Annotated in this window: 22 protein-coding genes and 6 tRNA genes; 20 read left to right on the forward strand and 8 right to left on the reverse strand. The window is 67.8% G+C overall.

What is annotated here, in order from left to right; translation table 11 throughout:
- Positions 1-68 precede the first annotated feature (68 nt).
- The 19 genes from asd to ABDW59_RS10575 all read left to right on the forward strand — a co-directional run bounded on the left by asd (position 69) and on the right by ABDW59_RS10575 (position 17,511).
- Positions 69-1,202, forward strand: coding sequence for an aspartate-semialdehyde dehydrogenase (gene asd / locus ABDW59_RS10485; RefSeq protein WP_343629685.1), 1,134 nt, complete (start codon positions 69-71; stop codon positions 1,200-1,202).
- Positions 1,203-1,653: 451 nt separating this feature from the next.
- Positions 1,654-4,374 carry a FimV/HubP family polar landmark protein gene (locus tag ABDW59_RS10490; RefSeq protein WP_343629686.1) on the forward strand — a complete coding sequence of 907 codons (2,721 nt, stop codon included), beginning with the start codon at positions 1,654-1,656 and terminating at the stop codon, positions 4,372-4,374.
- Positions 4,375-4,476: 102 nt separating this feature from the next.
- Positions 4,477-5,259 carry a tRNA pseudouridine(38-40) synthase TruA gene (gene truA, locus ABDW59_RS10495; RefSeq protein WP_343629687.1) on the forward strand — a complete coding sequence of 261 codons (783 nt, stop codon included), beginning with the start codon at positions 4,477-4,479 and terminating at the stop codon, positions 5,257-5,259.
- 64 nt (positions 5,260-5,323) lie between these two features.
- A complete protein-coding gene (locus ABDW59_RS10500; protein ID WP_343629689.1) occupies positions 5,324-5,959 on the forward strand; it encodes a phosphoribosylanthranilate isomerase in 636 nt (211 codons plus the stop codon).
- Positions 5,960-6,023: 64 nt separating this feature from the next.
- A complete protein-coding gene (gene trpB, locus ABDW59_RS10505; protein ID WP_343629690.1) occupies positions 6,024-7,400 on the forward strand; it encodes a tryptophan synthase subunit beta in 1,377 nt (458 codons plus the stop codon).
- Positions 7,397-8,200 (forward strand): tryptophan synthase subunit alpha, encoded by an 804-nt coding sequence (gene trpA, locus ABDW59_RS10510; protein ID WP_343629691.1) that lies wholly within the window; start codon positions 7,397-7,399, stop codon positions 8,198-8,200. Before trpB ends, trpA begins: the two co-directional genes overlap by 4 nt.
- Positions 8,201-8,233: 33 nt before the next feature.
- Positions 8,234-9,106 (forward strand): acetyl-CoA carboxylase, carboxyltransferase subunit beta, encoded by an 873-nt coding sequence (gene accD, locus ABDW59_RS10515; protein ID WP_343629693.1) that lies wholly within the window; start codon positions 8,234-8,236, stop codon positions 9,104-9,106.
- Positions 9,107-9,208: 102 nt separating this feature from the next.
- On the forward strand, positions 9,209-10,663 hold the full coding sequence (gene folC, locus ABDW59_RS10520; protein WP_343629694.1) for a bifunctional tetrahydrofolate synthase/dihydrofolate synthase: 1,455 nt from the start codon (positions 9,209-9,211) through the stop codon (positions 10,661-10,663).
- A gap of 126 nt (positions 10,664-10,789) precedes the next feature.
- Positions 10,790-11,740, forward strand: a complete 951-nt coding sequence (locus ABDW59_RS10525) for an SPOR domain-containing protein (RefSeq protein ID WP_343629695.1) — start codon at positions 10,790-10,792, stop codon at positions 11,738-11,740.
- A gap of 52 nt (positions 11,741-11,792) precedes the next feature.
- Positions 11,793-12,281 (forward strand): CvpA family protein, encoded by a 489-nt coding sequence (locus tag ABDW59_RS10530; RefSeq protein WP_343629697.1) that lies wholly within the window; start codon positions 11,793-11,795, stop codon positions 12,279-12,281.
- Between the two features lie 58 nt (positions 12,282-12,339).
- Positions 12,340-13,854 carry an amidophosphoribosyltransferase gene (gene purF / locus ABDW59_RS10535; RefSeq protein WP_343629699.1) on the forward strand — a complete coding sequence of 505 codons (1,515 nt, stop codon included), beginning with the start codon at positions 12,340-12,342 and terminating at the stop codon, positions 13,852-13,854.
- Positions 13,855-15,096, forward strand: coding sequence for an O-succinylhomoserine sulfhydrylase (locus ABDW59_RS10540; protein WP_343629701.1), 1,242 nt, complete (start codon positions 13,855-13,857; stop codon positions 15,094-15,096).
- Complete coding sequence (gene gltX / locus ABDW59_RS10545) at positions 15,093-16,484, forward strand: glutamate--tRNA ligase (RefSeq protein ID WP_343629703.1); 1,392 nt, start codon at positions 15,093-15,095, stop codon at positions 16,482-16,484. The genes ABDW59_RS10540 and gltX overlap by 4 nt, the downstream gene beginning before the upstream one ends.
- Positions 16,485-16,629: 145 nt before the next feature.
- Positions 16,630-16,705, forward strand: a tRNA-Ala gene (locus tag ABDW59_RS10550).
- Between the two features lie 42 nt (positions 16,706-16,747).
- Positions 16,748-16,823: transfer RNA gene (locus ABDW59_RS10555), tRNA-Glu, on the forward strand.
- A gap of 182 nt (positions 16,824-17,005) precedes the next feature.
- Positions 17,006-17,082, forward strand: a tRNA-Asp gene (locus ABDW59_RS10560).
- Between the two features lie 50 nt (positions 17,083-17,132).
- Positions 17,133-17,208, forward strand: a tRNA-Ala gene (locus tag ABDW59_RS10565).
- A gap of 48 nt (positions 17,209-17,256) precedes the next feature.
- Positions 17,257-17,332, forward strand: a tRNA-Glu gene (locus ABDW59_RS10570).
- A 102-nt stretch (positions 17,333-17,434) separates the two neighbouring features.
- Positions 17,435-17,511 (forward strand) — tRNA-Asp (locus ABDW59_RS10575).
- 116 nt (positions 17,512-17,627) lie between these two features.
- Here ABDW59_RS10575 and ABDW59_RS10580 read toward each other — a convergent pair.
- On the reverse strand, positions 17,628-17,954 hold the full coding sequence (locus ABDW59_RS10580) for a helix-hairpin-helix domain-containing protein (RefSeq protein WP_343629704.1): 327 nt from the start codon (positions 17,952-17,954) through the stop codon (positions 17,628-17,630).
- A gap of 2 nt (positions 17,955-17,956) precedes the next feature.
- The gene (lexA, locus tag ABDW59_RS10585; RefSeq protein WP_343629705.1) at positions 17,957-18,634 is read right to left on the reverse strand and encodes a transcriptional repressor LexA; all 678 of its coding nucleotides are present in this window, start codon (positions 18,632-18,634) and stop codon (positions 17,957-17,959) included.
- A gap of 126 nt (positions 18,635-18,760) precedes the next feature.
- Between lexA and ABDW59_RS10590 the strand changes: the two genes are divergently transcribed.
- A complete protein-coding gene (locus tag ABDW59_RS10590; protein ID WP_343629706.1) occupies positions 18,761-19,717 on the forward strand; it encodes an asparaginase in 957 nt (318 codons plus the stop codon).
- Positions 19,718-19,816: 99 nt separating this feature from the next.
- Here the strand turns inward: ABDW59_RS10590 and ABDW59_RS10595 are convergent, their stop codons facing one another.
- The 6 genes from ABDW59_RS10595 to ABDW59_RS10620 form a co-directional block, all read right to left on the reverse strand.
- Positions 19,817-20,251, reverse strand: coding sequence for an organic hydroperoxide resistance protein (locus ABDW59_RS10595; RefSeq protein WP_343629707.1), 435 nt, complete (start codon positions 20,249-20,251; stop codon positions 19,817-19,819).
- A gap of 53 nt (positions 20,252-20,304) precedes the next feature.
- Entirely contained in the window at positions 20,305-20,778 is a 474-nt protein-coding gene (locus ABDW59_RS10600; protein ID WP_343629830.1) for a MarR family transcriptional regulator, read from the reverse strand.
- A 277-nt stretch (positions 20,779-21,055) separates the two neighbouring features.
- The gene (locus tag ABDW59_RS10605) at positions 21,056-23,071 is read right to left on the reverse strand and encodes an ATP-binding cassette domain-containing protein (RefSeq protein WP_343629708.1); all 2,016 of its coding nucleotides are present in this window, start codon (positions 23,069-23,071) and stop codon (positions 21,056-21,058) included.
- Positions 23,068-23,997: a 50S ribosomal protein L3 N(5)-glutamine methyltransferase gene (gene prmB / locus ABDW59_RS10610; RefSeq protein WP_343629709.1), complete on the reverse strand. Its 930-nt coding sequence runs from the start codon at positions 23,995-23,997 to the stop codon at positions 23,068-23,070. Before prmB ends, ABDW59_RS10605 begins: the two co-directional genes overlap by 4 nt.
- The gene (gene dapE, locus ABDW59_RS10615) at positions 23,994-25,163 is read right to left on the reverse strand and encodes a succinyl-diaminopimelate desuccinylase (RefSeq protein ID WP_343629710.1); all 1,170 of its coding nucleotides are present in this window, start codon (positions 25,161-25,163) and stop codon (positions 23,994-23,996) included. Before dapE ends, prmB begins: the two co-directional genes overlap by 4 nt.
- 10 nt (positions 25,164-25,173) lie before the next feature.
- Positions 25,174-26,337, reverse strand: a complete 1,164-nt coding sequence (locus ABDW59_RS10620) for a PilT/PilU family type 4a pilus ATPase (protein ID WP_343629711.1) — start codon at positions 26,335-26,337, stop codon at positions 25,174-25,176.
- Between the last annotated feature and the right edge of the window lie 65 nt (positions 26,338-26,402).

Raw genomic sequence — 26,402 nt, forward strand, 5'->3', positions numbered from 1 at the left:
CCCAGGGTTTGTGACGGTGTTTAGGGCGATGCCCGGCCAGCAGTGCCGGGCCTATTCAAGGAACGCAAATGACGACATTGGTTGGTTTGGTGGGTTGGCGCGGGATGGTCGGCTCGGTGCTGATGGACCGCATGGCCCAGGAGCGCGATTTCGATCTGATCGAGCCGCTGTTCTTCAGCACCTCGAACGCCGGCGGCGCCGCCCCGACGTTCGCCAGGAACGAAACGAAGCTGCAGAGCGGCTACGACATCGAGCAGCTCAAGCGCTGCGAAATCATCATCACCTGCCAAGGCGGCGATTACACGACCGAGGTCTATCCCAAGCTCCGCGCCGCGGGCTGGAACGGCCATTGGATCGATGCGGCGTCCTCGCTGCGCATGGCCGACAACGCCGTGATCGTGCTGGATCCGGTCAACATGCCGGTGATCAAGAACGCGCTCTCGCACGGCGGCAAGGACTGGATCGGCGGCAACTGCACCGTCAGCTGCATGCTGATGGGCGTGGGCGCGCTGTACAAGGCCGGTCTGGTCGAGTGGATGTCCACCCAGACCTATCAAGCCGCGTCGGGCGGCGGTGCGCAGCACATGCGCGAGCTGTTGACCCAGTACGGCACGCTGAACGCGGAAGTGCGCTCGCTGCTGGACGACCCCAAGAGCGCCATCCTCGAGATCGACCGCAAGGTCATCGCCAAGCAGCGCGCGCTGTCGGGTGACGAGGTCGCCAACTTCGGCGTCCCGCTGGGCGGCTCGCTGATCCCCTGGATCGACAAGGACCTGGGCAACGGCCAATCCAAGGAAGAGTGGAAGGGCATGGCCGAGACCAACAAGATCCTGGGTCTGGGCGAAGGCTTCGCCGGCACCTCGGCGATCCCGGTCGACGGCTTCTGCGTGCGCGTGGGCGCGATGCGCTGCCACTCGCAGGCGCTGACCTTCAAGCTCAAGAAGGACGTCCCGCTGGACGAGATCGAAGCCATGATCGCTGCCGACAACGAGTGGGTGAAGGTCGTCCCCAACACCCGCGAAGCGACGATCAAGGACCTGACGCCGGTCGCCGTGACCGGCACGATGCAGATCCCGGTCGGCCGCATCCGCAAGCTGGCGATGGGCCCCGAGTACGTCGGCGCCTTCACCATCGGCGACCAGCTGCTGTGGGGCGCGGCCGAGCCGCTGCGCCGCATGCTGCGCATCCTGCTGGATCGCTGAAATCAAGAGCCGCCACGCGGCGGATGAATCAGAAAAGGGGCGGTGGCTTTCGGGTCATCGCCCTTTTCCCATTTGGATTTGGGGATTCCGCAAACCCCCTGTTTGGCGCTGGTTGGGCACTGGTTTGGCGCTCGTTCGAGCTTCGTTTCAACTTCGCATTAGGGATTGCGAGCAACGCGAATCTCGTTGCCTGCTAGCGACACGCCGGTAACTAGCTGTGAATCCAAGCTGGCCCATCGATGTTATTCAGGAGCTACCTCAGCAACAGAGCGTATATGCTTGCCCCCGTTGTGATTTTCTGCGCGGGAACGAGCGAGGGCCGCGGCAGGCGCCGGAGTCGCACAACAACAATAGGTCATGAGGGCGGTCTTGAAGTCGAGGCCGCTTTGTCGCTTTGGGGGACGCCTTGAAAAAACATGCAAGCGCATATGCGCGATTTGCGCTAAGCCAGGTGGCGGCCGTCACCGCGTTGGGATTGGCCGCGGGCTCGGCCTGGGGCTTGGGGCTGGGCAAGCTGACGGTGCAGTCGGCGCTGGGCGAAACCCTGCGGGCCGAGATCGACGTCAGCAGCCTGAGCCCCGAAGAGGCCGGCTCCCTGAAGCTGCGCGTGGCGCCGCCCGAGTCCTACCGAGCGTCCGGCCTGGACTACAACGCCGTGCTGTCCAGCGCGCAGGTGCAGCTGGCGCGCCGCGCCGATGGCCGTCCGTACCTGCGTCTGAGCAGCGACCGCGCGGTCCAGGAACCCTTCGTCGACGTGATCCTGGAGTTGAGCTGGTCCAGCGGCCGCTTGACCCGCGAGTTCACGCTGCTCTTCGATCCCCCGAGCAATCCCACCGTCGCCCGCGCGACTGAGTCGACCACCTCGCCGGTGATCTCCTCCGCCGCGCCCGCGCCGGCCCCGATGTCGTCCCCGGTGGCGCCCCCCGTGGCCTCCGCGCCGACCGCGCGCGCCACGCCGCCGGCCGCCTCCGATTCCGCCAGCCGTGCCCCCGCCGCGCCGGTTGCCCAGCCGCCCGCCCCGGCGGTGACGGCGCGTCCGCGTCCGGCCGCGCCGGCCCCGGCTCCCGCGCCTGCTCCGGCAGCCGCCAACGCGGCCTCCGAATACACCGTCAAGCCTGGCGACACGCTGTCGCGCATCGCCTCGCGGACACAGCCCTCGGGCGTGTCGCTGGACCAGATGCTGGTCGGCCTGTACCGCAGCAACCCGGACGCCTTCATCAACCAGAACATGAACCGGCTGAAGTCGGGTGCCGTCCTCGCGGTGCCGGACAGCGGCTCGGTGCAGGCGATCACGCCGACCGAGGCGCGCCGCGTCATCCAGGCGCAGAGCAGCGATTTCGGCGGCTACCGCCAGCGTCTGGCCGAGGCCGCGCCCGCGCTCAAGACGCAGGAGAGCGCTCGCCAAGCCAAGGGCTCGGTGCAGGCCGCGGTCGAGGACCGCAAGCCCGCCGCCGCGCCGTCGCCCGACAAGCTCACGCTGAGCAAGCCAGGCGCCGCGGCCGACGCCGCCAACAAGGTGTCCAAGGAGACCGAGAAGAAGGACTCCGCCGCCCGCGTCGCCGAGCTGACTCGCAACGTCGAGGAGCTCAAGAAGCTCTCCGCCGCCGCCAAGCCTGACACCCCGGCACCAGCTCCGGCTCCGACGCCTGCGTCGGCTCCCGCGCCGGTCGTGCCGCCGGTGACCGTCGCCGCCAACGTGCCGGCCTCGGCCGCTCCGGCGCCTGCCGCTTCCGCGCCGGCCTCGGCCGCCGTGGCTACCGCGCCGGCGTCGCGTCCGGCCGCCGCCTCGGTGCCCAAGGCCTTGCCCGCGCCGCAGCCCGAGCCCGAGGCGCCCAGCTTCCTGGACTCGCTCGGCGACTATCTGCCGGCGCTCGGCGCCGCGCTGCTGGTGCTGGTCGGCGGCGTCGGCTACAACCGCTGGCGCGCTCGCCGCGATGCGGCCTCCCGCTCCGAGACCGCCTTCGCCGAAAGCCGTCTGGCGCCGGATTCCTTCTTCGGCCACAGCGGCGGCCAGCGAGTGGACACGCGCGACGCGTCGACCACCGGCCAGTCGTCGATGAGCTACTCGCTGAGCCAGCTCGATGCGATCGGCGACGTCGATCCGGTCGCCGAAGCCGACGTCTATCTGGCCTACGGCCGCGACCTGCAGGCCGAAGAAATCCTGAAGGAAGCGCTGCGCGCCAACCCCGATCGCCTGGCCATCCGGCTGAAGCTGCTCGAGGTCTACGGCAAGCGCCGCGACATCAAGGGCTTCGAGCAGCTGGCGGTGCAGCTGTACGCCGAGACGCAAGGGCAGGGCGAGGACTGGGCCAAGGTTCAGGAGCTCGGCCGCCAGGCGGATCCGGAGAACCCGCTGTACCAGCCGGGCGGCGCGCCGGTGATCTTCGATAACGACGACGAGCGCCCCGAGCCGATGAATGCCAGCACGCTGCCCGCGGCCGGCATGACGCACCCTGGCGGTGGCGCGGTGGCCCGTGCTGCGGCGACGGCGGGGGCTGCCGCGGCGGTCGTCGGTGCGCGCGACAGCGGCCCGTCCAGCCTGATGGACCTGGACCTGGATCTGGACCTGGGCTCGCCGCCGGCCTCGGCCTCGGCGATGGCCGCGACGCAGGCGCTGCCGAGCTCGGCCACGCAGGCGCCGATGGACATGGACCTGGACCTGAGCGGCCCGGCCGGCGTGCCTTCGCATGCGCCGACCACCGCGAGCGCCCACGAGCTCGAGTTCGACCTCGGCGATCTTGACGACCTGGGCGGCAGCACGCCGGCCCCGGCGCCCGCCGCCGCGCAGGACGCGGCCTCGCTGGACTTCGACCTGTCGAGCATCGACCTGGATCTGCCGTCGGTCTCGCCGACCGCCGGCCATGACGAACGCACCATCGGCAAGGTGCAGGACGTCGAGGACATCGATTCGGTCGAGTTGCCCGATCTGGATGCGCCCACGCAGACGCCGGTCTCGGTGTCCGACACCATGAGCCTGGACGACCTGGGCGTGGATCTGGACAGCATCGACCCGAACGACGACGAGGCGCTGCAGCGTCAGCTGGAGCTGGCCGAAGAGTTCCGCCAGATCGGCGACACCGAAGGCGCCCGCGACGTGCTGCAGGAGCTGGTGGGCAAGTCCTCGGGGCCGCTCAAGGACCGCGCCCAGCAAATGCTGGACCAGCTTCGCTAAACTGCGCGCTGTTCACGACAAGGCGCTCGGCCTGGCCGGGCGCCTTTTCTTTTGGGCGGCCGCTTTCGCGCAGCCGCTCTCATCTGATTCCGGAGAGCTGGGATGCGCGTGGCGCTGGGCGTGAGTTACCGCGGCGAGGCCTACAAGGGCTGGCAAAGCCAGCCCGGCGGCGGCACCGTGCAGGACGAGCTGGAAGCCGCGCTGGCCCAGTTCGTCGCGCAGCCGATCCGCACCATCTGCGCCGGCCGCACCGACACCGGCGTGCACGGGCTCAACCAGGTGGTCCATTTCGACTCGCCGGTGGAGCGCGAGGTGTTCTCCTGGGTGCGCGGCGTCAACCGCTACCTGCCGCGCGACATTGCCATCCAGTGGGCCGCCTTCCCGGGCGAGGACTTCCATGCGCGCAACTGGGCGCGTGGCCGCCGCTACTGGTTCTTGCTGCTGGAGTCGAACGTGCGGCCCTCCCTCCAGGCCGGCGGCGTGGGCTGGACCTTCCGTCCGCTCGATGGCGACGCGATGCGCGACGCGGCCGCGCGGCTGGTGGGCGAGCACGACTTCAGTTCCTTCCGCTCGTCCGAATGCCAGGCCGCCTCGCCGGTGAAGATCCTGCGCGACATCCGGATCGAGAAGCGCGGCGCCTACTGGCGCTTCGAGTTCGACGGCGTGGCCTTCCTGCATCACATGATCCGCAACATCATGGGGTGTCTGATCGCCGTGGGCGCCGGCCAGAAGCCTCCCGGATGGATGGATGAGGTCCTGGCGGCGCGCTCGCGCGACGCGGCGGCGCCGACCTTCCCACCGGACGGGCTGTACTTCGTCGGTCCGACCTATGACGACCACCTGAATCTGCCGCGCCACACCGCCGCGATGGATTGGCTCCCCTGAGCCTCGGCCCGAGCCGAACGACACCGAGCCCCAACGACACCCGAGCCCACGAGACGCAAGCGCCATGAGCCGTACCCGAATCAAGATCTGCGGTCTGACCCGCGAAGCCGACGTCGACGCTGCCGTGCAGGCGGGCGCCGATGCGATCGGCCTGGTCCTCTATCCGAAGAGCCCGCGCGCGGTGAGCATCGAGCGCGCCGCCGAGCTGGCGCGGCGCCTGCCGCCGTTCGTGACGCCGGTGGGTCTCTTCGTCAATGCGACGCCGGCGGACATCGAAGCCGCGCTGGCCGCGATCCCCAACCTGACGCTGCAGTTCCACGGCGACGAAACGCCCGAGGACTGCGACCGCTGGGCGCGCCCGTATCTGCGCGCGGCTCGCATGGCGCCGGGCTTCGATTTGCTAGACTTCGCGTCTCGTTTCTCTCGCGCCCAAGCCGTGCTGCTCGATGCTTTCGTCGAGGGCTATGGCGGCGGCGGAAAGGTGTTTGATTGGTCACTGCTGCCTCCAAGCGTTCCCTCTCCGGTCGTTTTGTCTGGTGGGTTGGATGCAGCCAACGTGATCGATGGCGTGCTGCGAGTCCGGCCCTGGGCCGTTGATGTCAGCTCCGGCGTCGAGGCCTCCAAGGGCCTCAAGGACGCCGACAAAATCCGCCAGTTCTGCGATGCCGTGCGCGAGGCCGACCGTCTGAAGTCGGTCTGATCGTCTCGATCCTTCCGATCCTTCGATCAGCGCGCGGGCATCCTCCGACACCGAGGACCCTCTCATGTCCAAGACCATTTCCAGCCCGATTCCGTTCATCACGGGACCGCTCGAAGGCTATGCGCAGCCCGATGCGCAAGGCCGCTTCGGCCCCGTGACCACGCCCAGCGCGCACGGCTACTACGGCGGCCGCTTCGTCGCCGAGACCCTGATCCATGCGCTCGACGAGCTGAACGAGGCCTACGCCCGCTACAGCCAGGACCCGGAGTTCATCCGCGAGTTCCAGTACGAGCTGGCCCACTTCGTCGGCCGCCCGAGCCCGATCTATCACGCCCGCCGGCTGAGCGAGGAGCTGGGCGGCGCCCAGATCTTCCTCAAGCGCGAGGACCTGAACCACACCGGCGCGCACAAGGTCAACAACACCATCGGCCAGGCGCTGCTCGCTCGGCGCATGGGCAAGAAGCGCGTGATCGCCGAGACCGGCGCCGGTCAGCACGGCGTGGCCACCGCCACCATCTGCGCGCGCTACGGCATGGAGTGCGTCGTCTACATGGGCGCCGAGGATGTCAAGCGCCAGTCGCCCAATGTCTATCGGATGAACCTGCTGGGCGCCAAGGTCGTGCCGGTGGAGTCGGGCTCCAAGACCCTGAAGGACGCGCTGAACGAGGCGATGCGCGACTGGGTCACGAACATCGAGTCCACGTTCTACATCATCGGCACCGTGGCCGGCCCGCATCCGTATCCGATGATGGTGCGCGATTTCCAGCGCATCATCGGCGACGAGTGCCTGATCCAGATGCCCGAGATGACCGGGCGTCAGCCCGACGCGGTCATCGCCTGCGTGGGCGGCGGCAGCAACGCCATCGGCATCTTCTATCCCTACATCCCGCATGCGGACGTGCGCCTGATCGGCGTCGAGGCGGCCGGCCTGGGCGTCGACACGCCCAAGCACGCGGCAACGCTGGGCGCGGGCTCGCCGGGCGTGCTGCACGGCAACCGGACCTATCTGCTGCAGGACGACGCGGGACAGATCATCGAGACCCACTCGATCTCCGCCGGCCTGGACTATCCGGGCGTCGGTCCGGAGCACGCGTATCTGAAGGACATCGGCCGCGCCGAGTACGTGGGCGTCACCGATGCCGAGGCGCTCGCCGCCTTCCATCGGCTGTGTCGCAGCGAGGGCATCATCCCGGCGCTCGAGTCCAGCCATGCGCTGGCCCATGCGCTCAAGATCGCGCCGACGATGCGCCCCGATCAACACCTGCTGGTCAACCTGTCCGGACGCGGCGACAAGGACATCGGCACCGTGGCGGACCTGTCCGGCGCGGTCTATTTCGATCGCCCGTCGATGGCGGGTCACGCCGTCAAGGGCGGCGCCGAGCTGAGCGCTCAGGCCGATGCCCCCTCCGGCGCCCACGCAACGACCGGAGGCGCGCAATGAGTTCGACCCGCATTCAAGCCACCTTCGCGCGGCTGGCCTCGGAAGGCCGCCAGGCGCTGATCCCCTACGTCACCGCCGGCGATCCCTATGCCGACGTCACGGTCGAGCTGATGCTGGCCATGGCCCGCGCCGGCGCCGACGTGATCGAGCTGGGCGTGCCGTTCTCCGATCCGATGGCGGACGGCCCGGTCATCCAGCGCGCCAGCGAGCGCGCCCTGGCCAAGGGCATCACGCTGAATCATGTGCTGGAGATGGTCCGCGCCTTCCGGCTGGGGGACGCCGGCACCCCGGTCGTCCTGATGGGCTACGCCAACCCGATCGAGCGCTTCGGTCTGGAGCGCTTCGTCACCGAGGCCAAGGCCGCGGGCGTCGACGGGGTACTGGTCGTCGACTATCCGCCCGAGGAGTGCGAGGCCTTCGCGACGCTGATGAAGGCGCAGGGACTGGATCCGATCTTCCTGCTCGCGCCGACCTCGACCGATGAGCGCGTCGAGCGCATCGGCCGGCTGGCCAGCGGCTACGTCTATTACGTCTCGCTCAAGGGCGTGACCGGCGCCGGCCACTTGGACACCAGCGCCGTGGCCGACGCCATGCCCCGTCTGCGCCAGCATGTGCGGGTGCCGCTGGGGGTCGGATTCGGGATCCGCGACGGAGCGACGGCGGCGGCCGTGGCGCGTCATGCGGACGCCGTCGTCATCGGATCGGCCCTGGTCCAGCTGATCGAGGTGCAATCCAGGGATAATGTCGCGATCCAGGCAGCGGCCTTCATTCGAGACATCCGCGCCGCGCTGGACGCCTGAGAGGGCGTTCGGCGATAGACATAGGAGCCCGCCATGAGTTGGCTTGAGAAACTTCTCCCCCCGAAAATTCAGCAGACCGACCCGGACCAGCGCCGCACGGTGCCCGAAGGGCTGTGGATCAAGTGCCCGTCCTGCGAGACGGTGCTGTACAAGACCGACCTTGAGCAGAACGTCAACGTCTGCCCGAAGTGCGGTCACCATCACCGCATCGGCGCGCGGGCCCGTCTGGACGCGTTCCTGGACGGCGAGGGGCGCTATGAAGTCGGCCAGGAGGTGCTCCCGGTCGACGCGCTGAAGTTCAAGGACAGCAAGAAGTATCCCGATCGGCTGAAGGAAGCGCTGGAGAATACCGGCGAGACCGACGCGCTGATCGTGATGGGCGGCGCGGTGATGAGCATCCCCGTGGTCGTGGCCTGCTTCGAGTTCGACTTCATGGGCGGCTCGATGGGCTCCGTGGTCGGCGAGCGCTTCGCGCGCGGCGTCGAGACCGCGATCGAACAGAAGACCCCCTTCATCTGCTACACCGCCACCGGCGGCGCGCGGATGCAGGAAGGCCTGCTCTCGCTGATGCAGATGGCCAAGACCAACGCCGCGCTCACGCGTCTGGCCAAGGCGAAGCTCCCGTACATCAGCGTGCTGACCGACCCGACCATGGGCGGGGTCTCCGCGAGCTTCGCGTTCGTGGGCGACATCGTCATCGCCGAGCCCAAGGCGCTGATCGGCTTCGCCGGCCCGCGCGTGATCGAGAACACCGTGCGCGAGAAGCTCCCCCCGGGCTTCCAGCGCGCCGAGTTCCTGATGGAGAAGGGTGCGATCGACATGATCGTGGACCGCCGCAAGCTGCGCGAGGTCATCGCCTGCAACCTGGCCATCCTGCAGCGGCAGAGCGCCGACGCGGTCGCCTGACGACGGTCCGAGGGGCAGGGCGCACGCGCTCGGGCTCTTCCGACTCAGCACGGCCAGACCCGACCCGGTCTGGCCGTCTTCATTTGAGCCCTGGATTTCACGATGACTTCGAACTCCCCGTCGTCCCCCGTCACGGCCTCCGCTGGGCCCGCCGCTCCGTCGTCCGCCGACCTGGCCATCCCGGTGCTCGCACCCGGCGGCAACGCGCAGCAGGTGCTGGATGCCTGGCTCTCGCGCTGCGAGCGCCTGCATCCGAAAGAGATCGACATGACGCTGGCCCGTGTGTCCGAGATGCGCCAGCGCCTCGGCCTGGACTTCGGTCCGGACACGCCGGTGGTGATGGTCGCGGGGACGAACGGCAAGGGCTCGACCTGCGCCATGCTGGAGAGCATCGCGCTGCAGGCCGGCTATCGCGTCGGCCTCTACATCAAGCCGCATCTGGTGCACTTCCAGGAGCGCTGCCGCGTCGGCGGCCGGCCGGTGGACGCCGCATCGCTGCTCCCGCATTTCGAGGCGGTCGAGCAGGCCCGCGGCGATCTGCAGCTGACCTACTTCGAGTTCACCACCCTGGCCATCCTGCATCGCCTGGCCGCCGAGCCGCTGGATCTGGTGATCCTGGAAGTCGGTCTGGGCGGCCGGCTGGACGCGGTCAACGCGATGGACGCCGATTGCAGCGTCATCACCAGCATCGACCTGGACCACACCGAATACCTGGGCCCCGACCGCGAGTCCGTCGGCCGCGAGAAGGCCCACATCATGCGCGCCGGCAAGCCGGCCATCGTGTCCGACCCGATGCCGCCCGAATCGATCGCGGCCTATGCGGCTTCAATCGGCGCCGATGTGCGTCAGCTCGGCCGCGACTTCAACTACAGCGGGGATCGCCAGCAGTGGCAATGGGCGGGGCGCTCGCGCCGCTATAGCGGCATGGCCTATCCGGCGCTGCGCGGCGTCAATCAGCTGCTCAACGCCAGCGGCGTGCTGGCCGTGCTGGAGGCGCTGCATGAGCGCCTGCCCATCAGCGCGCAGGCCGTGCGCGCCGGGTTGGCATTGGTGGAGCTGCCGGGACGCTTCCAGGTGATCCCGGGCTCGCCGATGCTGGTGCTGGACGTGGCGCACAACCCGCATGCGGTCGCCGCGTTGGCGCAGAACCTGGACCAGATGGGTTTCTACCCGCGGACCCGTGCGGTCTTCGGCGCGATGGCCGACAAGGACCTGGCCAACATCCTGGCGCGCATCGCGCCGCTGGTCGATCACTGGCACTTCTGCGAGCTGCCCATCGCCCGTGCGGCCACCGCCCTGTCGCTGCAGGAGCGCTTTGACGAGGCGCGCGCGGCAGGGCTGCTGAAGGCGCCGGCCGATGTGCGTTCCTCGCTGCATGCGGACCCGGCCTCGGCGCTCGCCGCGGCGGCCTCCGAGGCGGACCCCGCTGATAGAATTTTGGTCTTCGGTTCGTTCTACACCGTGGGCGGCGTGCTCAAGGACGGCATCCCGAGGCTGGGACTCGGCGTGCAGCCGGAGGCCGAGCACGGACCCGACTCCGATCCGCATCCCCATTGAATCGGTCGAACGCGTTGAATCCGTTGCAACGCTGCGTTCGAACCGCTCGCAGTTGAAGTCGGCGGCCCGGTCCGTACATGCGGAAGGGCCGCTTTCCACTCCCGGTCGCCTTCCACACACAAGTCCATGGGTTTCCTGTCCTTCCTGAAGCGTGGTGATGCGAACGACTCCGGCGACCGGAGCCCCCCGCGCGAGACCGGCCGTGGCCGCGGTCGAAGCGCTGCGGAGAGCGTCGACGACGTGCAGCAGCTGCGTATCCGCGCGCGGCGCCGGCTGATCGGCGCGGCGGTGCTGGTGGGCGTGGGCATCATCGTGTTCCCGCTGCTGTTCGAGACCCAGCCTCGGCCGATCCCGGTCGATCTGCCCATCGACATTCCGCGCAAGGACGGCGCGGCGCCGCTGAACATCCCAGCCCCCGTGGCGCAAGGCGCGCAGGGGCAGGGCGGCGATCAGGGTCGCGGCATCATCACCGAGACCCCCGAGCAGATCGCCGCGGATCGCGCCGTGCCGCCGGCGGAAGCGCCGGCCGAGCAGCTCGCGCAGAACACCCCCCCGCCCGCGGCGGTGCCCGTGCCGCGCGTCGAACCCAAGCCCGAATCGAAGCCGGTCCAGCAGGCCGCGCCGGTCGAGCACAAGCCGGAGCCCAAGTCCGAGCAGAAGCCGGAACAGAAGCCCGAACGCAAATCCGATCCGAAGCCGGAAGCCAAGCCCGAGCGCAAGCCCGACACCAAGGTCGCGGCCGTCAAACCGGACACGCACAACGCCGACGCCGCGCGCGCGCAGGCGCTGCTGGAAGGGCGTGCTCCCGCGGCGGCCGCCGACAAGAAACCCGACGCCGCCGCCAATGGCGCGCGCTTCATCGTGCAGGTCGGCGCCTATGCCGACGGCAAGGCCGCGCAGGACGTGCGGGCCAAGGTCGAGCGCATGGGACTGAAGACCTACACGCAGGCGGTCGACACCGCGGACGGCAAGCGCATCCGCGTCCGCGTCGGCCCGTTCAACTCCCGCGACGAGGCGGACAAGGTCGCGGCCAAGGTCCGCGGCGGCGGCCTCTCGTCGGCCGTGCTGACCCTTTGACAGGCCGGCACGGAGACGCGCGGATGACCCCTCATGAACTGCTCGCGGCGCGATGAACTGGGTCGACATCGCCCTGGCGGCCTTGCTCGTCGTGTCGGTGCTGGTGGGCGCGTGGCGCGGCCTGGTCTTCGAGGTGATGACGCTTGCCGGCTGGGTGGTGGCCTATGTGGCGTCCCCGTTCGTCGCACCGTTCATCGAGCGCTTCATCCCGATCGAGAAGGTCGGCCCCACGCTGCTGCATGCGCTGGGTCTGGTGCTGGCCTTCGTGCTGGTGCTGCTGATCTGGGGCATCGGCGCCAAGCTGATCCGGGCCGTGATCCACGCAACGCCGCTGGGCGTGCTGGACCGGCTGGGCGGCGCGGCCTTCGGGGTGCTGCGCGCGGTGCTGGTGGCGCTGCTGGCGACGGTCATCATCGACATGACGCCGGCCGTGCAGTCGCCCGCCTGGACCGAATCGCAGATCGCTCCGTGGCTGCAGACCACGCTCAGGCAAATCCGGCCGTTGCTGCCGGAGGCGCTGAAAGACATCGTTCCGGCCTGAGCGTCACGAGCGCGCAGGCCTGTGTTTCCCCCGTTCCAAGTGCATTGAAGGACTCCCCATGTGCGGCATCGTCGGTGTGATTTCCAAGGCGCCGGTCAATCAGCTCATCTATGACGCGCTGCTGCTGTTGCAGCATCGCGGTCAGGACGCGGCCGGCATCGTCACCATGCAGGGCCAGAAGTGCTTCATGCACAAGGCGCGCGGCATGGTCCGCGATGTCTTCCGCACCCGCAACATGCGGGCGCTGCCCGGCAATGTCGGTCTCGGCCAGGTCCGTTACCCGACCGCCGGCAACGCCTACAGCGAGGAAGAGGCCCAACCCTTCTACGTCAACGCCCCCTACGGCATCGTGCTGGTCCACAACGGCAACCTGACCAACGCCCACGCGCTGAAGGAAGAGCTGTTCGAGGTCGACCGCCGCCACATCAACACCGAGAGCGACACCGAGGTGCTGATCAACGTGCTGGCCCACGAGCTGGAGATGGCCGGCCGCGACCTCCCGTTGACGCCCGCTCAGATCTTCAAGGCCGTGGCCACGGTGCACAAGCGCATCAAGGGCTCCTACGGCGTGATCGCGCTGATCGCCGGTCACGGCCTGCTGGCCTTCCGCGACCCCTATGGCATCCGCCCGCTGTGCTTCGGCCAGGCGGCCGACGGCGAAGTGATGGTGGCCAGCGAGAGCGTGGCGCTCGAGGGCACCGGCCACACGCTGACGCGCGACCTCGCGCCCGGCGAGGCCCTGTTCATCGACACCAGCGGCGCGATCCATACGCAGCAATGCGCCGAGAACCCGACGCTGAACCCCTGCATGTTCGAGTTCGTCTATCTGGCGCGCCCGGACTCGGTGATGGACGGCATCTCGGTCTACCAGGCCCGCCTGAACATGGGCGAGACCCTGGCCCAGCGCCTGATCTCGACCATCCCGCCCAGCGAGATCGACGTCGTGATCCCCATCCCGGAATCGAGCCGTCCGTCGGCGATGCAGCTCGCGCACCGCATCGGCAAGCCCTACCGCGAGGGCTTCGTCAAGAACCGCTACGTGGGCCGGACCTTCATCATGCCGGGCCAGTCCACGCGCAAGAAGTCGGTGCGTCAGAAGCTCAACGCCATCGGCCTGGAGTTCAAGGGCCGCAACGTGCTGCTGGTGGACGACTCCATCGTCCGCGGCACCACGTCCAAGGAGATCGTGCAGATGGCCCGCGAGGCCGGCGCCAACAAGGTCTACCTGGCCTCGGCCGCCCCTCCGGTGCGCTTCCCCAACGTCTACGGCATCGACATGCCGACCAAGGAAGAGCTGATCGCCCACGGCCGCTCGATCGAGGAGATCCGCCAGTTCATCGGCGCCGACGCGCTGATCTACCAGGACGTGGACGCGATGAAGCGCGTGGTGGCGCAGCTGCGCCCCGGGTTGAACGGCTTCGAGGCCTCGTGCTTCGACGGCCAGTACATCACCGGCGACGTGTCGGCCGAGGACTTCGCGACCATGCAGGCGCAGCGCAAGTCGCAGGGCGGCGAGGAAGAGGACCTGCCGGCGCGCAGCCGGCTCGCGCTGCAAAGCGGCGGAGACCAGTGAATGAGCGCTGAATCCAACAAGCCCGCCGGCATCCCGCGCGTGAACCTGCCCGAAGATGCGCGGCTGGACACGCTGGCCGTGCGCGAGGGCCTGCCGCCCACGCCCTGGGGCGAGAACTCGGAAGCGCTGTTCCTCACGAGCAGCTTCGTGCACCCGGACGCGGCCACCGCCGCGCGCCGTTTCGCCAACGAGGAAGAGGCCTTCGTCTACAGCCGCTTCTCGAATCCGACGGTCATGATGATGGAGCGCCGCCTGGCGGCGCTCGAGGGCACCGAGGCCTGCATCGCGACTTCGTCCGGCATGTCCGCGATCATGCTGCTGGTGATGGGGCTGCTGAAGTCGGGCGACCATGTGGTGTGCTCGCGCTCGGTCTTCGGCTCGACCATCAAGCTGCTGCAGGGCGAGTTCGGCAAGTACGGCGTCGAGACGACGTTTGTCTCCCAGACCGATCTGGCCGAGTGGAAGGACGCGCTGCGGCCCAACACCAAGCTGCTCTTCGCCGAGACCCCGACCAATCCGCTGACCGAGGTCTGCGACGTCGCGGCGCTGGCCGAGATCGCGCACGGCCACGGCGCGCTGCTGGCGGTCGACAACTGCTTCGCCTCGCCGGCGCTGCAGCAGCCGGCCAAGATGGGCGCGGACTTCATCATCCACTCCGGCACCAAGTACCTGGACGGCCAGGGCCGCGTGATCGCGGGCGCGATCTGCGCCTCCGCGAAATACGTCGAGGGCGTGTTCACGCCGGTGATGCGCACGGTGGGCATGTCGCTGTCCCCGTTCAACGCGTGGGTGGTGCTCAAGGGCATGGAGACGCTGTCGGTGCGCATGAAGGCGCAGACCGCCGGCGCCGGCGTGCTGGCCGCCTGGCTGGAAGCACATCCCGCGATCGAGCGCGTCTACTACCCGGGCCTGAAGTCGCATCCGCAGCATGAGCTGGCGATGCGCCAGCAAGGCGGGCAGGGCGGGGCGGTCGTGTCCTTCATCGTGAAGAGCCAGGCCGACGACAAGGGCCGCGCGGCGGCCTTCCACGTGATCGACCAGACGCGCATCTGCTCCATCACCGCCAACCTGGGCGACACCAAGACCACCATCACCCATCCGGCGAGCACCTCGCATGGCCGGCTCACCGAGCCGCAGCGTCAGGCCGCCGGCATCACGCAGGGCCTGATCCGCGTCGCGGTCGGCCTGGAAGACATCGAAGACATCAAGGCCGATCTGGCCCGCGGTTTGAACACGCTATGACCTCTCCCATCCGTACCCGCATCGCCCCCTCGCCGACGGGCTTCCTGCACCTGGGCACGGCGCGCACGGCGCTGTTCTCCTGGGCCTATGCCCGTCATCACGGCGGCCAGTTCGTGCTGCGCATCGAGGACACCGACGTCGCCCGCTCGACGCAGGATTCGGTCGAGCAGATCCTCGCGTCGATGAAGTGGCTGGGCCTCGAGTACGACGAAGGCCCGATCTATCAGATGCAGCGCCTGGAGCGCTATCACGCGGTCATCGAGCAGATGATCGCAGCCGGCACGGCGTATCGCTGCTACTGCTCGCCGGAAGAGCTGGATGCGATGAAGGCCGGCCAGGAAGCGCGCGGCGAGAAGCGCCGCTACGACGGGACCTGGCGACCGGAGGCGGGCAAGACGCTGCCGGCGATTCCGGACGGCGTGACGCCGGTGGTCCGCTTCAAGAATCCGATCGACGGCGACGTGACCTGGGACGACGTGGTCAAGGGGCCGATCACCATCAACAACCGCGAGATCGATGACCTCATCATCCTGCGCCCGGATGGTGTGCCGACCTACAACTTCGCCGTCGTGATCGACGACTGGGACATGGCCATCACCCATGTCTTCCGCGGCGACGAGCACATCAACAACACGCCCTGGCAGATCAACATGTTCAAGGCGCTGGGAGCGCCGCTCCCGGCATTCGGGCATATCCCGGTGATCCTGGGCGACGACGGTCAGAAGCTGTCCAAGCGCCGTGGCGCAGTCAGCGTGACCGCCTACGAGGACAACGGCTATCTGCCCGAGGCGATGCTGAACTACCTCTCGCGCCTGGGTTGGAGCCACGGCGACGACGAGCTGTTCTCGATGACGCAGATGGTGTCGTGGTTCGACGGCACCCACATCTCCAAGAGTCCGGCCCAGTGGGATCCGGCCAAGCTGGAGTGGGTCAACGCGCATTACATCAAGCAGGCCGATGACGCGCGCCTCGCGGCGCTGGTGGCGGCTCAGCTGAGCAAGCGCGGTTTGGCGGCTCCGGATCGGCTGGAAGCGATGTGCGGCCTGTTCAAGGATCGCTGCAGCACGACGGTGGCGCTGGCGGACTGGCTGGCGATGTATGTCTCGCCGGTGGTGCCCAGCGAGGCGGACCGCGCGCAGCACCTGACCGACGCGGTGAAGCCGGCCGTGCTGGCGCTGGCGGACAAGCTCGAGGCGCTGGCGGTGTGGGACAAGGCATCCATCAGCGGCGCGATCAAGGAAACCATCACCGCGCACGGTCTGAAGATGCCGCAACTGGCCATTCCGGTGCGGGTGCTGGCCTGCGGGCGCGCGCAGACGCCGTCGGTCGATGCGGTGCTGGAACTTTTCGACAAAGAAATTTTGTTGAACCGCTTGCGTTCCGTTTAAAACTCGGTCTATACTCTCGTTCTCGCTTGAACAGCGCGTTGTTCGAAACGAACGACGAAGCAGCAGACGACGAATCAAAACGGGGAACGCAAGTTCCCCGACGAAATTCAAGGATGCTGATTCGGCGCCGGATCGAATCCCCGAAGGGGGTATAGCTCAGCTGGGAGAGCGCTTGCATGGCATGCAAGAGGTCAGCGGTTCGATCCCGCTTACCTCCACCAAACTTCAGTTTGCGTGGCGCGCGGTTCAAGGAAGAAGGTTTAGTCCCCTTCGTCTAGAGGCCTAGGACACCACCCTTTCACGGTGGCTACAGGGGTTCGAATCCCCTAGGGGACGCCAAGTTTCGAGCTTGGTTACTCTTCCTGAGATTGAATGAGAAAATCGAAAAATTCTTCGGAAATCGATTTGATCATTGTCAAAATCAGGTATAGTAACGAAATCGACGTGGCGCTGACATCAAGCAATTGATGGCGGCAAAGCGATAAAGTTTGATGCGACAGATCGAAGGATCTTGAGTAGCTGGAGTGGTAGTTCAGTTGGTTAGAATACCGGCCTGTCACGCCGGGGGTCGCGGGTTCGAGCCCCGTCCACTCCGCCAACAACAAAGTTGAAACTCGGGCTGCGTACCGGTTCGATGCGAAAGCATTCGGGGGTATAGCTCAGCTGGGAGAGCGCTTGCATGGCATGCAAGAGGTCAGCGGTTCGATCCCGCTTACCTCCACCAAGATTCCTTCGGGAATCTGAGCGCGGACCGAGGTCAACGAATAGTCCAGTCCCCTTCGTCTAGAGGCCTAGGACACCACCCTTTCACGGTGGCTACAGGGGTTCGAATCCCCTAGGGGACGCCAAGTTTGACAAGGCTTGGCTGCATCGCGGTTCTGAATGGAATCGTCAGCATGCGGCGAAACTTGTCCGCGAACAAGAATGAGGTGCTTAACAACCTCGTCTTAGGAGTGGTAGTTCAGTTGGTTAGAATACCGGCCTGTCACGCCGGGGGTCGCGGGTTCGAGCCCCGTCCACTCCGCCAACATTTGAAACCCCGTCGATGTAAGTCGACGGGGTTTTTCTTTTGGTCGGACCGAAATTGATCGACGGAAATCGAGATGATTCCGCGTCGACACTGATTCCTTGATGTCCCTCAGATCAGAGATCCGGATACTCGCGCTTGCGCTGCAGCGTGAAACTCCACCAATCGCGGGGAGGGCCGCCGTTCATGAAATCGACGGCCGCCATATAGGTATCCAGCACGCAAGGATCGTGGCGCTGCCCGGTCAATTTGCAGATCTTTTGATAAAGCGCGAAGGGATCCGCGCCCACCAAATCCGCAGGCCGACGAATCCCCATCAGCTCGAAATCCCGGACCATCGCCGGGCCGATGTTGGGGATTTGCCGCCACTCGACGCACTCGGCGACCGAAGCCGCCTTGCCCTTTGCACGGGTGTGCGGTTTTCGCGCGCCGAGGGAGGCCATGGTCAATGGAATCCGCCTGCTCGAATCAGACCGACCGCCAGTCCCTCGATCGCGAACTGGTCGTCAGGCGCAACTTCGATGGGTTGGAAATCCTCGTTCTCGGGCAGCAGGCGGATACCGCCGCCGTGGCGCTGGAAGCGCTTCACGGTGACCTCGTCGCCGATGCGCGCGACGACCACCTGACCGTTGCGTGCCTCGCTGGTTTTCTGCACGGCGAGCAGGTCGCCATCCATGATGCCGATGTCCTTCATGCTCATGCCTTTCACGCGCAGCAGGAAGTCCGGCGACTTCGCGAACATCGAGGGGTCGACGCTATAGTGCTGCTCCACATGTTCCTCGGCGAGGATGGGCGAGCCGGCCGCGACGCGCCCCACCAGCGGGAGCGTCAGCTGAGCGAGGCTCGCCAGCGGCAGCGCGAATTGGCTGTGCTCGCGGGCGCGATTGACCTGGCGCAGCGCGGTCGACGGCAGGCGGATGCCACGCGCCGTTCCCCCCACCAGCTCGATGACGCCCTTGCGGGCGAGCGCCTGCAGGTGTTCCTCCGCGGCATTGGCCGACTTGAATCCGAGCTGCCGGGCGATTTCCGCGCGGGTGGGTGGCGAGCCGGTGCTCTCGATGCTGTCGCGAACCAGATCGAAGATCTGCTGTTGGCGGGCGGTGAGTTTGGGTGGTGTATCCACGGGGGCGGGCCTTTATCGAGTCGCCGGGTTTTGAGAGATGGAATCCCGGATTGCAGACAGCCCGCTTGTTCGGGCTGCGCCTGAGATTTCATCCAGCATCTGGATTTTTATACAGGAGACGACAAATTGCAAAGCCAGCGGAAACGGGCGCCTGAATCGGCCCAGATCGTGGTGATCATCGGCACCGGCGGCACCATCGCCGGCGCGTCCGGCAGCGCGACGGACAACATCGGCTACAAGGCCGGGTCGCTGTCGGTGGAATCGCTGGTGAAGGCCGTGCCGGCGCTGGCGTCGCGGGCGCTGGAGGCGGAGCAGCTCGCGCAGCTCGACAGCAAGGACATGGACCACGCGACCTGGGCGAAGCTGGCCCGTCGTGTCGAGGAACAGCTCGCGCGCCCCGAGGTGCGCGGCATCGTCATCACGCATGGGACCGACACGCTGGAGGAAACCGCCTATCTGCTGCAGCGCGTGCTCGCGCCGAGCAAGCCGGTGGTGCTGACCGCCGCCATGCGGCCGGCGACCGCGATTCAAGCGGATGGCCCGCAGAACCTGCTCGACGCGGTGTCGGTCGCGAACGCCGAGGGCGTGCGGGGTGTCGTCGCGGTGGTCGCGGGCCAGGTGTGGTCGGGGCTGGAGCTGCGCAAGACGCACAGCTACCGGCTTGATGCCTTCGAGGCGGGCCCCGATGCGGGTCCCTTGGCCGTGGTGGAAGAGGGCGTCATCCGCCGCTTCCGCGATTGGCCGATCGGCGAGGCGCTCGGCGCGTCATTGCTGCCGCAGGACGCGGCGCAGTGGCCCTGGGTCGAGGTGCTCGGCAGCCACGCGGGCGCGGATGCGCGATCGATCGAGGCCTGGCGTTCGGCCGGCTTGCAGGGGCTGGTGCTTGCCTGCACGGGGAACGGGACGCTGAGCCAGGCGCTGGAACAGCCGGTCGCCGCGTTGAAGCGGGCCGGCGTGCCGGTCTGGCGCACGACACGCTGCGCGCAGGGGCGCATCGTGGGGGCGGTCGACGAGCCGGCGGCCGCGCTGTCGCCGTGGGCGGCCCGGGTCGAGCTGATGCTGCAACTGCTTCAGCGCCGCTGAGGCTTTCAGCGGCGGGCAAGTCCTGACCCTCAGCCGGCCCTGACGCCGGAAAGAAAAAACGCCGGCGATTGCCGGCGTTCTTCATGGTGAGGCGAAACCTCAGACGATGGTCAGCGAGACGTCGATGTTGCCGCGGGTGGCGTTCGAGTACGGGCAGACTTCGTGGGCGTCGGCGACCAGCTTTTCCAGCTGAGCGCGGTCCATGCCCGGCACCGAGATCTTCATCGCCACGGCGATGCCGAAGGCGCCCGGCTTGTTGGCGTGCGGGCCGATGCCGACTTCGCTGGTGATCGAGACTTCGGCCGGCAGGGCGACCTTGTTGCGGGCCGACACGGCCTTCATCGCGCCGATGAAGCAGGCCGAGTAGCCCGCGGCGAACAGCTGTTCCGGGTTGGTGCCGGCACCGCCGGCGCCGCCCAGTTCCTTGGGCGTGGACAGCTCGACCTTGAGCGCGCCGTCGGACGACTGGGCGCTGCCTTGACGGCCGCCGGTGGCGGTGGCGGTGGCGGTGTAGAGGGCTTTCTCGATGGCCATGTGGCGCTCCTTGGTGGGTGAGGGTGAAAGTCGAAAGACCGGTGTGGGTGACGTCAGGAGGATTCCGTGACGTCGTCTTCACGGGCGAGGTGCGTCAGCACATTGCTCCGCAATTCATGCAGGCGCCGTGTCAGCGACTGCAGCTCGTCGGGGCCGCAGGCGCTGGCGCAGGCCAGCTGTTCGGGGATGGCGACCGCCTGCTCGCGCAACGCGCGACCGGCGGCCGTCAGATGAATCTCGACCCGCCGCTCGTCCAGGACATTGCGATGGCGCTCGATCAGGCCGGTGCTCTCCAGGCGCTTGAGCAGCGGCGTCAGCGTGCCGGAGTCCAGGCTCAGGCGCTGACCCAGCTCGGACACGCCTTGGCCGTCGGTCTCCCAGAGCACCAGCATCACCAGGTACTGCGGGTAGGTCAGGCCCAGAGGAGCCAGCAGCGGCTTGTAGAGCTTGGTCATCGCCAGCGAGGTCGAATACAGCGCGAAGCACAGCTGCACGTCCAGCTGCAGCCAGTCGGTGCCCGCGGGCATCGACCGGGCGCTGGCGCCGGTGGGGGCGGTCGCGTCCTGCGGTGGGAGGTGGTTCGTCTTCGGCATGGGATGAACTGTAGCGAGCAATTCAATTGCACACAATTCATATGGTCTTTGACGCCGGTTGAGGCCGACTATCGGTGGCAAGGCGGACGCGGTCCAGCGATCCCCTGTGCGGATCCCCGGAAAGAGCGACGCCCCGGGACTCGCGTCGCCGGGGCGTTCTGTGGGTGGCGGCGGGCACAGGCGGCGCGAAGGCCGCCGATGCGCCACGGGGTCAGCCCGTCGTCATGATCGTGTCGACCTGCTCGCTGAGCTCCAGCCAGCGCAGCTCGGCTTGCTCGATCGCTTCGCCGATCACCTTCAGGCGCTTGCCGGCGTCGGCGATCTGCGCAGGCGTCTGGCCGGCGTTGGAGAGCAGCGTCTCGAGCTGGGCGCGTTCTTCGGACCACGCTTTCATCTTGGCGTCGATTTGCTCCATCTCCTTGCGCAGCGGGCGGGTCTGCTCGTTGAGCTTCTGACGGGCCTGGCCGCTGAGCTTGCGCTCATCGCGCTTGGCGGGTGCGGACGGGGGGGCAGGTGTTGCCACCGGCGCGGCGACGGATGCCGCCACCGGTGCGGACGCCGGAGCCGCCGAGCCGGAGCGCGCCGCGCGCAGCGCCTGCTTGGCTTCTTCCTTGGCCAGCTTCGCGGCTTCCTTGGACTGCTCCAGCAGCCAGCGTTGGTAGTCGTCCAGGTCGCCGTCGAAGGGCTTGAGCTGGCCGTCGGCGACCAGCCAGAACTCGTCGCAGACCTCGCGCAGCAGCGCGCGATCGTGGCTGACCAGCATGACCGTACCCTCGAACTCGTTGAGCGCCATCGACAGCGCCTCGCGGGTCTGCAGGTCCAGGTGGTTGGTCGGCTCGTCCAGCAGCAGGAGGTTGGGGCGCTGCCACACCAGCATGGCCAGCACCAGGCGCGCCTTCTCGCCGCCGGACAGGCTGCCCACGTCCTGGTTGACCATGTCGCCGACGAAGCGGAACTGGCCCAGGAAGTCGCGCAGCTCCTGTTCGCGGGCGTTGGGGCTGACCTCCTTGGCGAGCCGGATCATGTGCATCAGCGGGCCCTCGTCGGGCCGCAGCACGTCCATCTCCTGCTGCGCGAAGTAGCCGATCGACAGGCCCTTGCCTTCGGTGATCATGCCGCCCATGGCGCGCTGCATGCGGGCCACGGTCTTCACGAAGGTCGACTTGCCCTGGCCGTTCGCGCCCAGGATGCCGAAGCGCTGACCGGCCAGCACCGAGCGGTCGATGCCCCGCACGATGACCTTCTCGCCCTCGTCGGTGTCGTAGCCGACCGAGACCGAGTCGAACATCAGCATCGGATTGGGCAGGTTCAGCGGCTCGCGGAACTCGAAGCTGAAGTCCGATGCCGTCAGCACCGGCGCCAGGCGCTCCATGCGCTCCAGCGCCTTGACGCGGCTCTGCGCCTGCTTGGCCTTGGAAGCCTTGGCCTTGAAGCGGTCGATGAACTTCTGCAGGTGCGCCATGCGCTCCTGCTGCTTGTCGAAGGCCTGCTGCTGCTGGAGCATGCGCTCGGCGCGCATCGACTCGAAGGCGGTGTAGTTGCCGCCGTAGCGATAGAGCTTGGTCTCGTCCAGATGCAGCGTCACCTTGGTGATCGCGTCCAGGAATTCGCGGTCGTGGCTGATGATGATCAGCGTGCCCTCATAGCGTTGCAGCCAGGCTTCCAGCCAGACCAGGGCGTCCAGGTCCAAGTGGTTGGTCGGCTCGTCCAGCAGCATCAGGTCGGACGGGCACATCAGCGCGCGCGCCAGCTGCAAGCGCATGCGCCAGCCGCCCGAGAAGCTGTTCACCGGCGCATCCACCTGCGCGCCCTTGAAGCCCAGGCCCATCAGCAGCGCCTGCGCGCGGGCCGGAGCGTCCAGGCTGCCGGCATCCATCAGCTGGGCGTAGGCGTCGGCGATGGCGTTGCCGTCGTCGGCCGCCTCCGCCTCGGCCAGCGCCTGACGCGCGGCCATCAGACGGACATCGCCTTCGAGCACGAACTCCGTCGCTGGCATGTCGGTCTCGGGCATGTGCTGCGCGACCTCGGCCAGCGCCCAGTGACGCGGGATCTCGACGTCGCCCTTGTCGCTGTGCAGGCGGTCGGTCAGCAGCGCGAAGAGGCTGGATTTGCCCGCGCCGTTGCGGCCGACCAGGCCGACCTTCTCGCCGGGTTGCAGCACGACGCTGGCATCGTCCAGGACGACTTTGGTGCCGCGTCGCAGCACCACGTTGCGCAAGGTGATCATGAGGACGCTCCTTGGGACGAAGCGTCCGAATCGTTGGAATGGGTGGCGGCACCACCGAAGCCGCCGGCGACGAGCGCTTCGCGGGTCAGCAGCAGGACCTGGTCCTCGCCGGCCGAGGTCTCCAGCCACGCGGCTTCCAGTTGCGGGAAGGCGGCCTCGAAGAACTCGCGCTCGTTGCCGATCTCCAGCACCAGCACGCCTTGCGGCTTGAGCTGCGCGGGCGCATCGGCCAGCAGCAGGCGGATGAAGTCCATGCCGTCGCTGCCGCCGGCCAGCGCGAGCTCGGGCTCGGCGCGGTACTCGGCGGGCAGGGCGGCCATGGACGTGCTGTTCACGTAGGGCGGGTTGCACAGGATCAGGTCGTACGGACCCCGTGCCGGCTTGAGGCCGTCACCCTGCAGCAGCCGCACGCGGCCGGCGAGCTGATGGCGCTCCAGGTTGATCGCGGCGACCGCGAGCGCATCGACGCTCAGGTCGATCGCGTCGACGGACACGTCCGGCCAGGCCATCGCGGCCAGCACGGCCAGCGAGCCGTTGCCGGTGCACAGGTCCAGCACGCGCGTGGTCTCGTCCGACAGCCAGGCGTCGATGGTCGCGTCGGCCAGCAGCTCGGCGATGAAGCTGCGCGGCACGATGGCGCGCTCGTCGACATAGAAGGGCACGCCCTGCAGCCAGGCCTCGCGCGTCAGGTACGCCGCGGGCTTGCGGGTGGCGATGCGTTCGGCGACCAGCGCCTCGGTCTTGGCGCGGCCGGCGTCGTCGACCGCGTCGGTCTCGTGCTCGTCCAGCGCGTCCAGGGGCAGGTCCAGCGCCCACAGCGCCAGCCAGGCGGCCTCGTCGAAGGCGTTCGTCGTGCCATGCCCAAACGAAACGCCCGCCTCAGAGAGGCGGGCGGCCTGGGCCTCGATCAATTCCAACAGCGTCACAGCAGCAAATTCTCCAGGGTGCGCCGATAGATGCGGGTCAAGGGCCCGATCTGATCCAGCGGCACGTATTCGTCGATCTTGTGGATGCTCGCATTGAGCGGTCCGAATTCCACCACTTGCGGGCAGAGCTTGGCGATGAATCGCCCATCTGAGGTGCCGCCGGTCGTCGAGAGCTCGGTCGTGACGCCGGTTTCGGCCTCGATGGCGGCGGCCAGTCCGGCCGACAGCTCGCCCACCGGCGTCAGGAAGGGTTCGCCCGAGAGCGTCCATTCCAGCGCGTAGTCCAGGCCATGCCGGTCCAGCAGTGTATGCACGCGCTGGCGCAGGCCGTCGGCGGTCGATTCGGTCGAGAAGCGGAAGTTGAAATCCACCACCAGTTCGCCCGGGATCACGTTGCCGGCGCCGGTGCCGGCCGCGATGTTGGAGATCTGGAACGAGGTCGGCGGGAAGTCACCATTGCCGCCGTCCCATTCGGTCACGGCGAGCTCGGCCAGCGCGGGCGCGGCCTGATGCACCGGGTTGCGCGCCAGATGCGGGTAGGCGACGTGGCCTTGCACGCCGATCACGCGCAGCTTGCCGGACAGCGAGCCGCGGCGGCCGTTCTTGACCGTGTCGCCGAGCCGCTCGACCGAGGTCGGCTCGCCGACGATGCAGTAGTCCAGGCGTTCACCGCGCTCGCGCAGGCGGTTCACGCAGACGACGGTGCCGTCGCGCGCCGGGCCTTCCTCGTCGCTGGTGAGCAGAAAGGCGATCGCGCCGCGGTGGTCGGGGTGCTGAGCGACAAATGCCTCGACCGCCACGACCATCGCCGCCAGCGAGGTCTTCATGTCCGCCGCGCCGCGTCCGTACAGGCGGTCGCCGCGCACGGTGGGGACGAAGGGATCGCTGCTCCATTTGGAGAGATCGCCGGTGGGAACCACGTCGGTGTGGCCGGCGAAGACCAGCACGGGCGCGTTCGCGTCACGCCCGGCGCGCTTGGCCCACAGGTTGCTGACGCGGAAGGACTCCGGGCCGCTGTCCATGCGCTCCAGCGCGAAGCCGGCCGCTGCCAGGCGGGCGCCGAGCAGATCGAGGCAGCCCGCGTCCTCGGGCGTCACCGAAGGGCGCGCGATCAGCTGCTCGAGCAACTCAAGCGTCAGGTCATCCAGCGAAGCATCCACGCGCATCGTCTTTCGTTCAGCCGGCCTGCACGTCGAGCGTGATCGAGGTGAAGCTGGCCTCGTCGTTGGCCGGCTCTTCCTTCTTCTGCGCGCCGGCGCCGGGCTTGCTGCCGGGCGCGTCGTTCTGCAGACGCCAGAGCAGGTTGGTCGGGCTGTCGGCGAAGGCCAGGCCTTCCTCGCGGGTGATGGTGCCTTCGGTGATGAGCTTGGCGAAATGCTCCTCGAAGCTTTGCGAGCCCTCGGCGATGGATTTCTCCATCGCTTCCTTCACGCCGGCGAAGTCGCCTTGCTCGATCAGCTCCGCGATCAGCTTGGTGTTGAGCAGGATCTCGGTCACGGGCACGCGGCCGCCCGCGGCGGCTCGCACCAGGCGCTGCGAGACCACGGCCTTCAGGCCGGCGCCCAGGTCGTTCAGCATCGCCGGACGAGATTCCGGCGTGTAGAAGGACATGATCCGGTTGAGCGCGTGATAGCTGTTGTTGCCGTGCAGCGTGGCGACGACCAGGTGACCCGACAGCGCGTACGAGATCGCGGCGGTCATGGTCTCCCGATCGCGGATTTCGCCGATCAGGATGCAGTCAGGGGCCTGACGCAGCGCGTTCTTCAGCGCGATCTGCAGCGACGCGGTGTCGCGGCCGACCTCGCGCTGATTGACGAGCGAGCGCTTGTTGGTGAACAGGTACTCGAGCGGGTCCTCGATCGTGAGGATGTGGCCCGACATGGTCTGGTTGCGGTGCTCCAGCATGGAGGCGAGCGTGGTGCTCTTGCCGGTGCCGGTCGCGCCGACCATCAGGATCAGGCCGCGCTTCTCGGTGATCAGCTTGCCCAGCACGGGGGGGAGCCCCAGCGAGTCCAGCGTCGGGATGACATGCGGGATGTGGCGGAACACCGCGGCGATGGAGCCGCGCTGACGGAAGCCCGACAGGCGGAAGCTGCCGACCTTGGGGATGGAGACGGCCAGGTTGAGCTCGCCGTTGGCGTCGAGCTCGGCCATCTGCTGGGGCTCGATGACCTCGGAGATCAGCGCGCGCGGCTGGGCCGGCGTCAGCAACTGGTCCGACAGCTGCAGCATCTGCCCGTTGATCCGGATCAGCACCGGCATGTTGGCGGACAAATACGTGTCGGACGCGCCCTTCTCGGCCATCAGCCGCAGGATGCGCTCCATGTTTCCGGTGCTCATCTCCGTCCCTTCCTCGTCGACGTCGTGGCGTCGGATCGTAAGCGGTTTGGCGTCCTGTCGGCCTG

It is taken from the genome of Roseateles sp., from assembly GCF_039595295.1.
Classification (GTDB): domain Bacteria; phylum Pseudomonadota; class Gammaproteobacteria; order Burkholderiales; family Burkholderiaceae_C; genus Roseateles.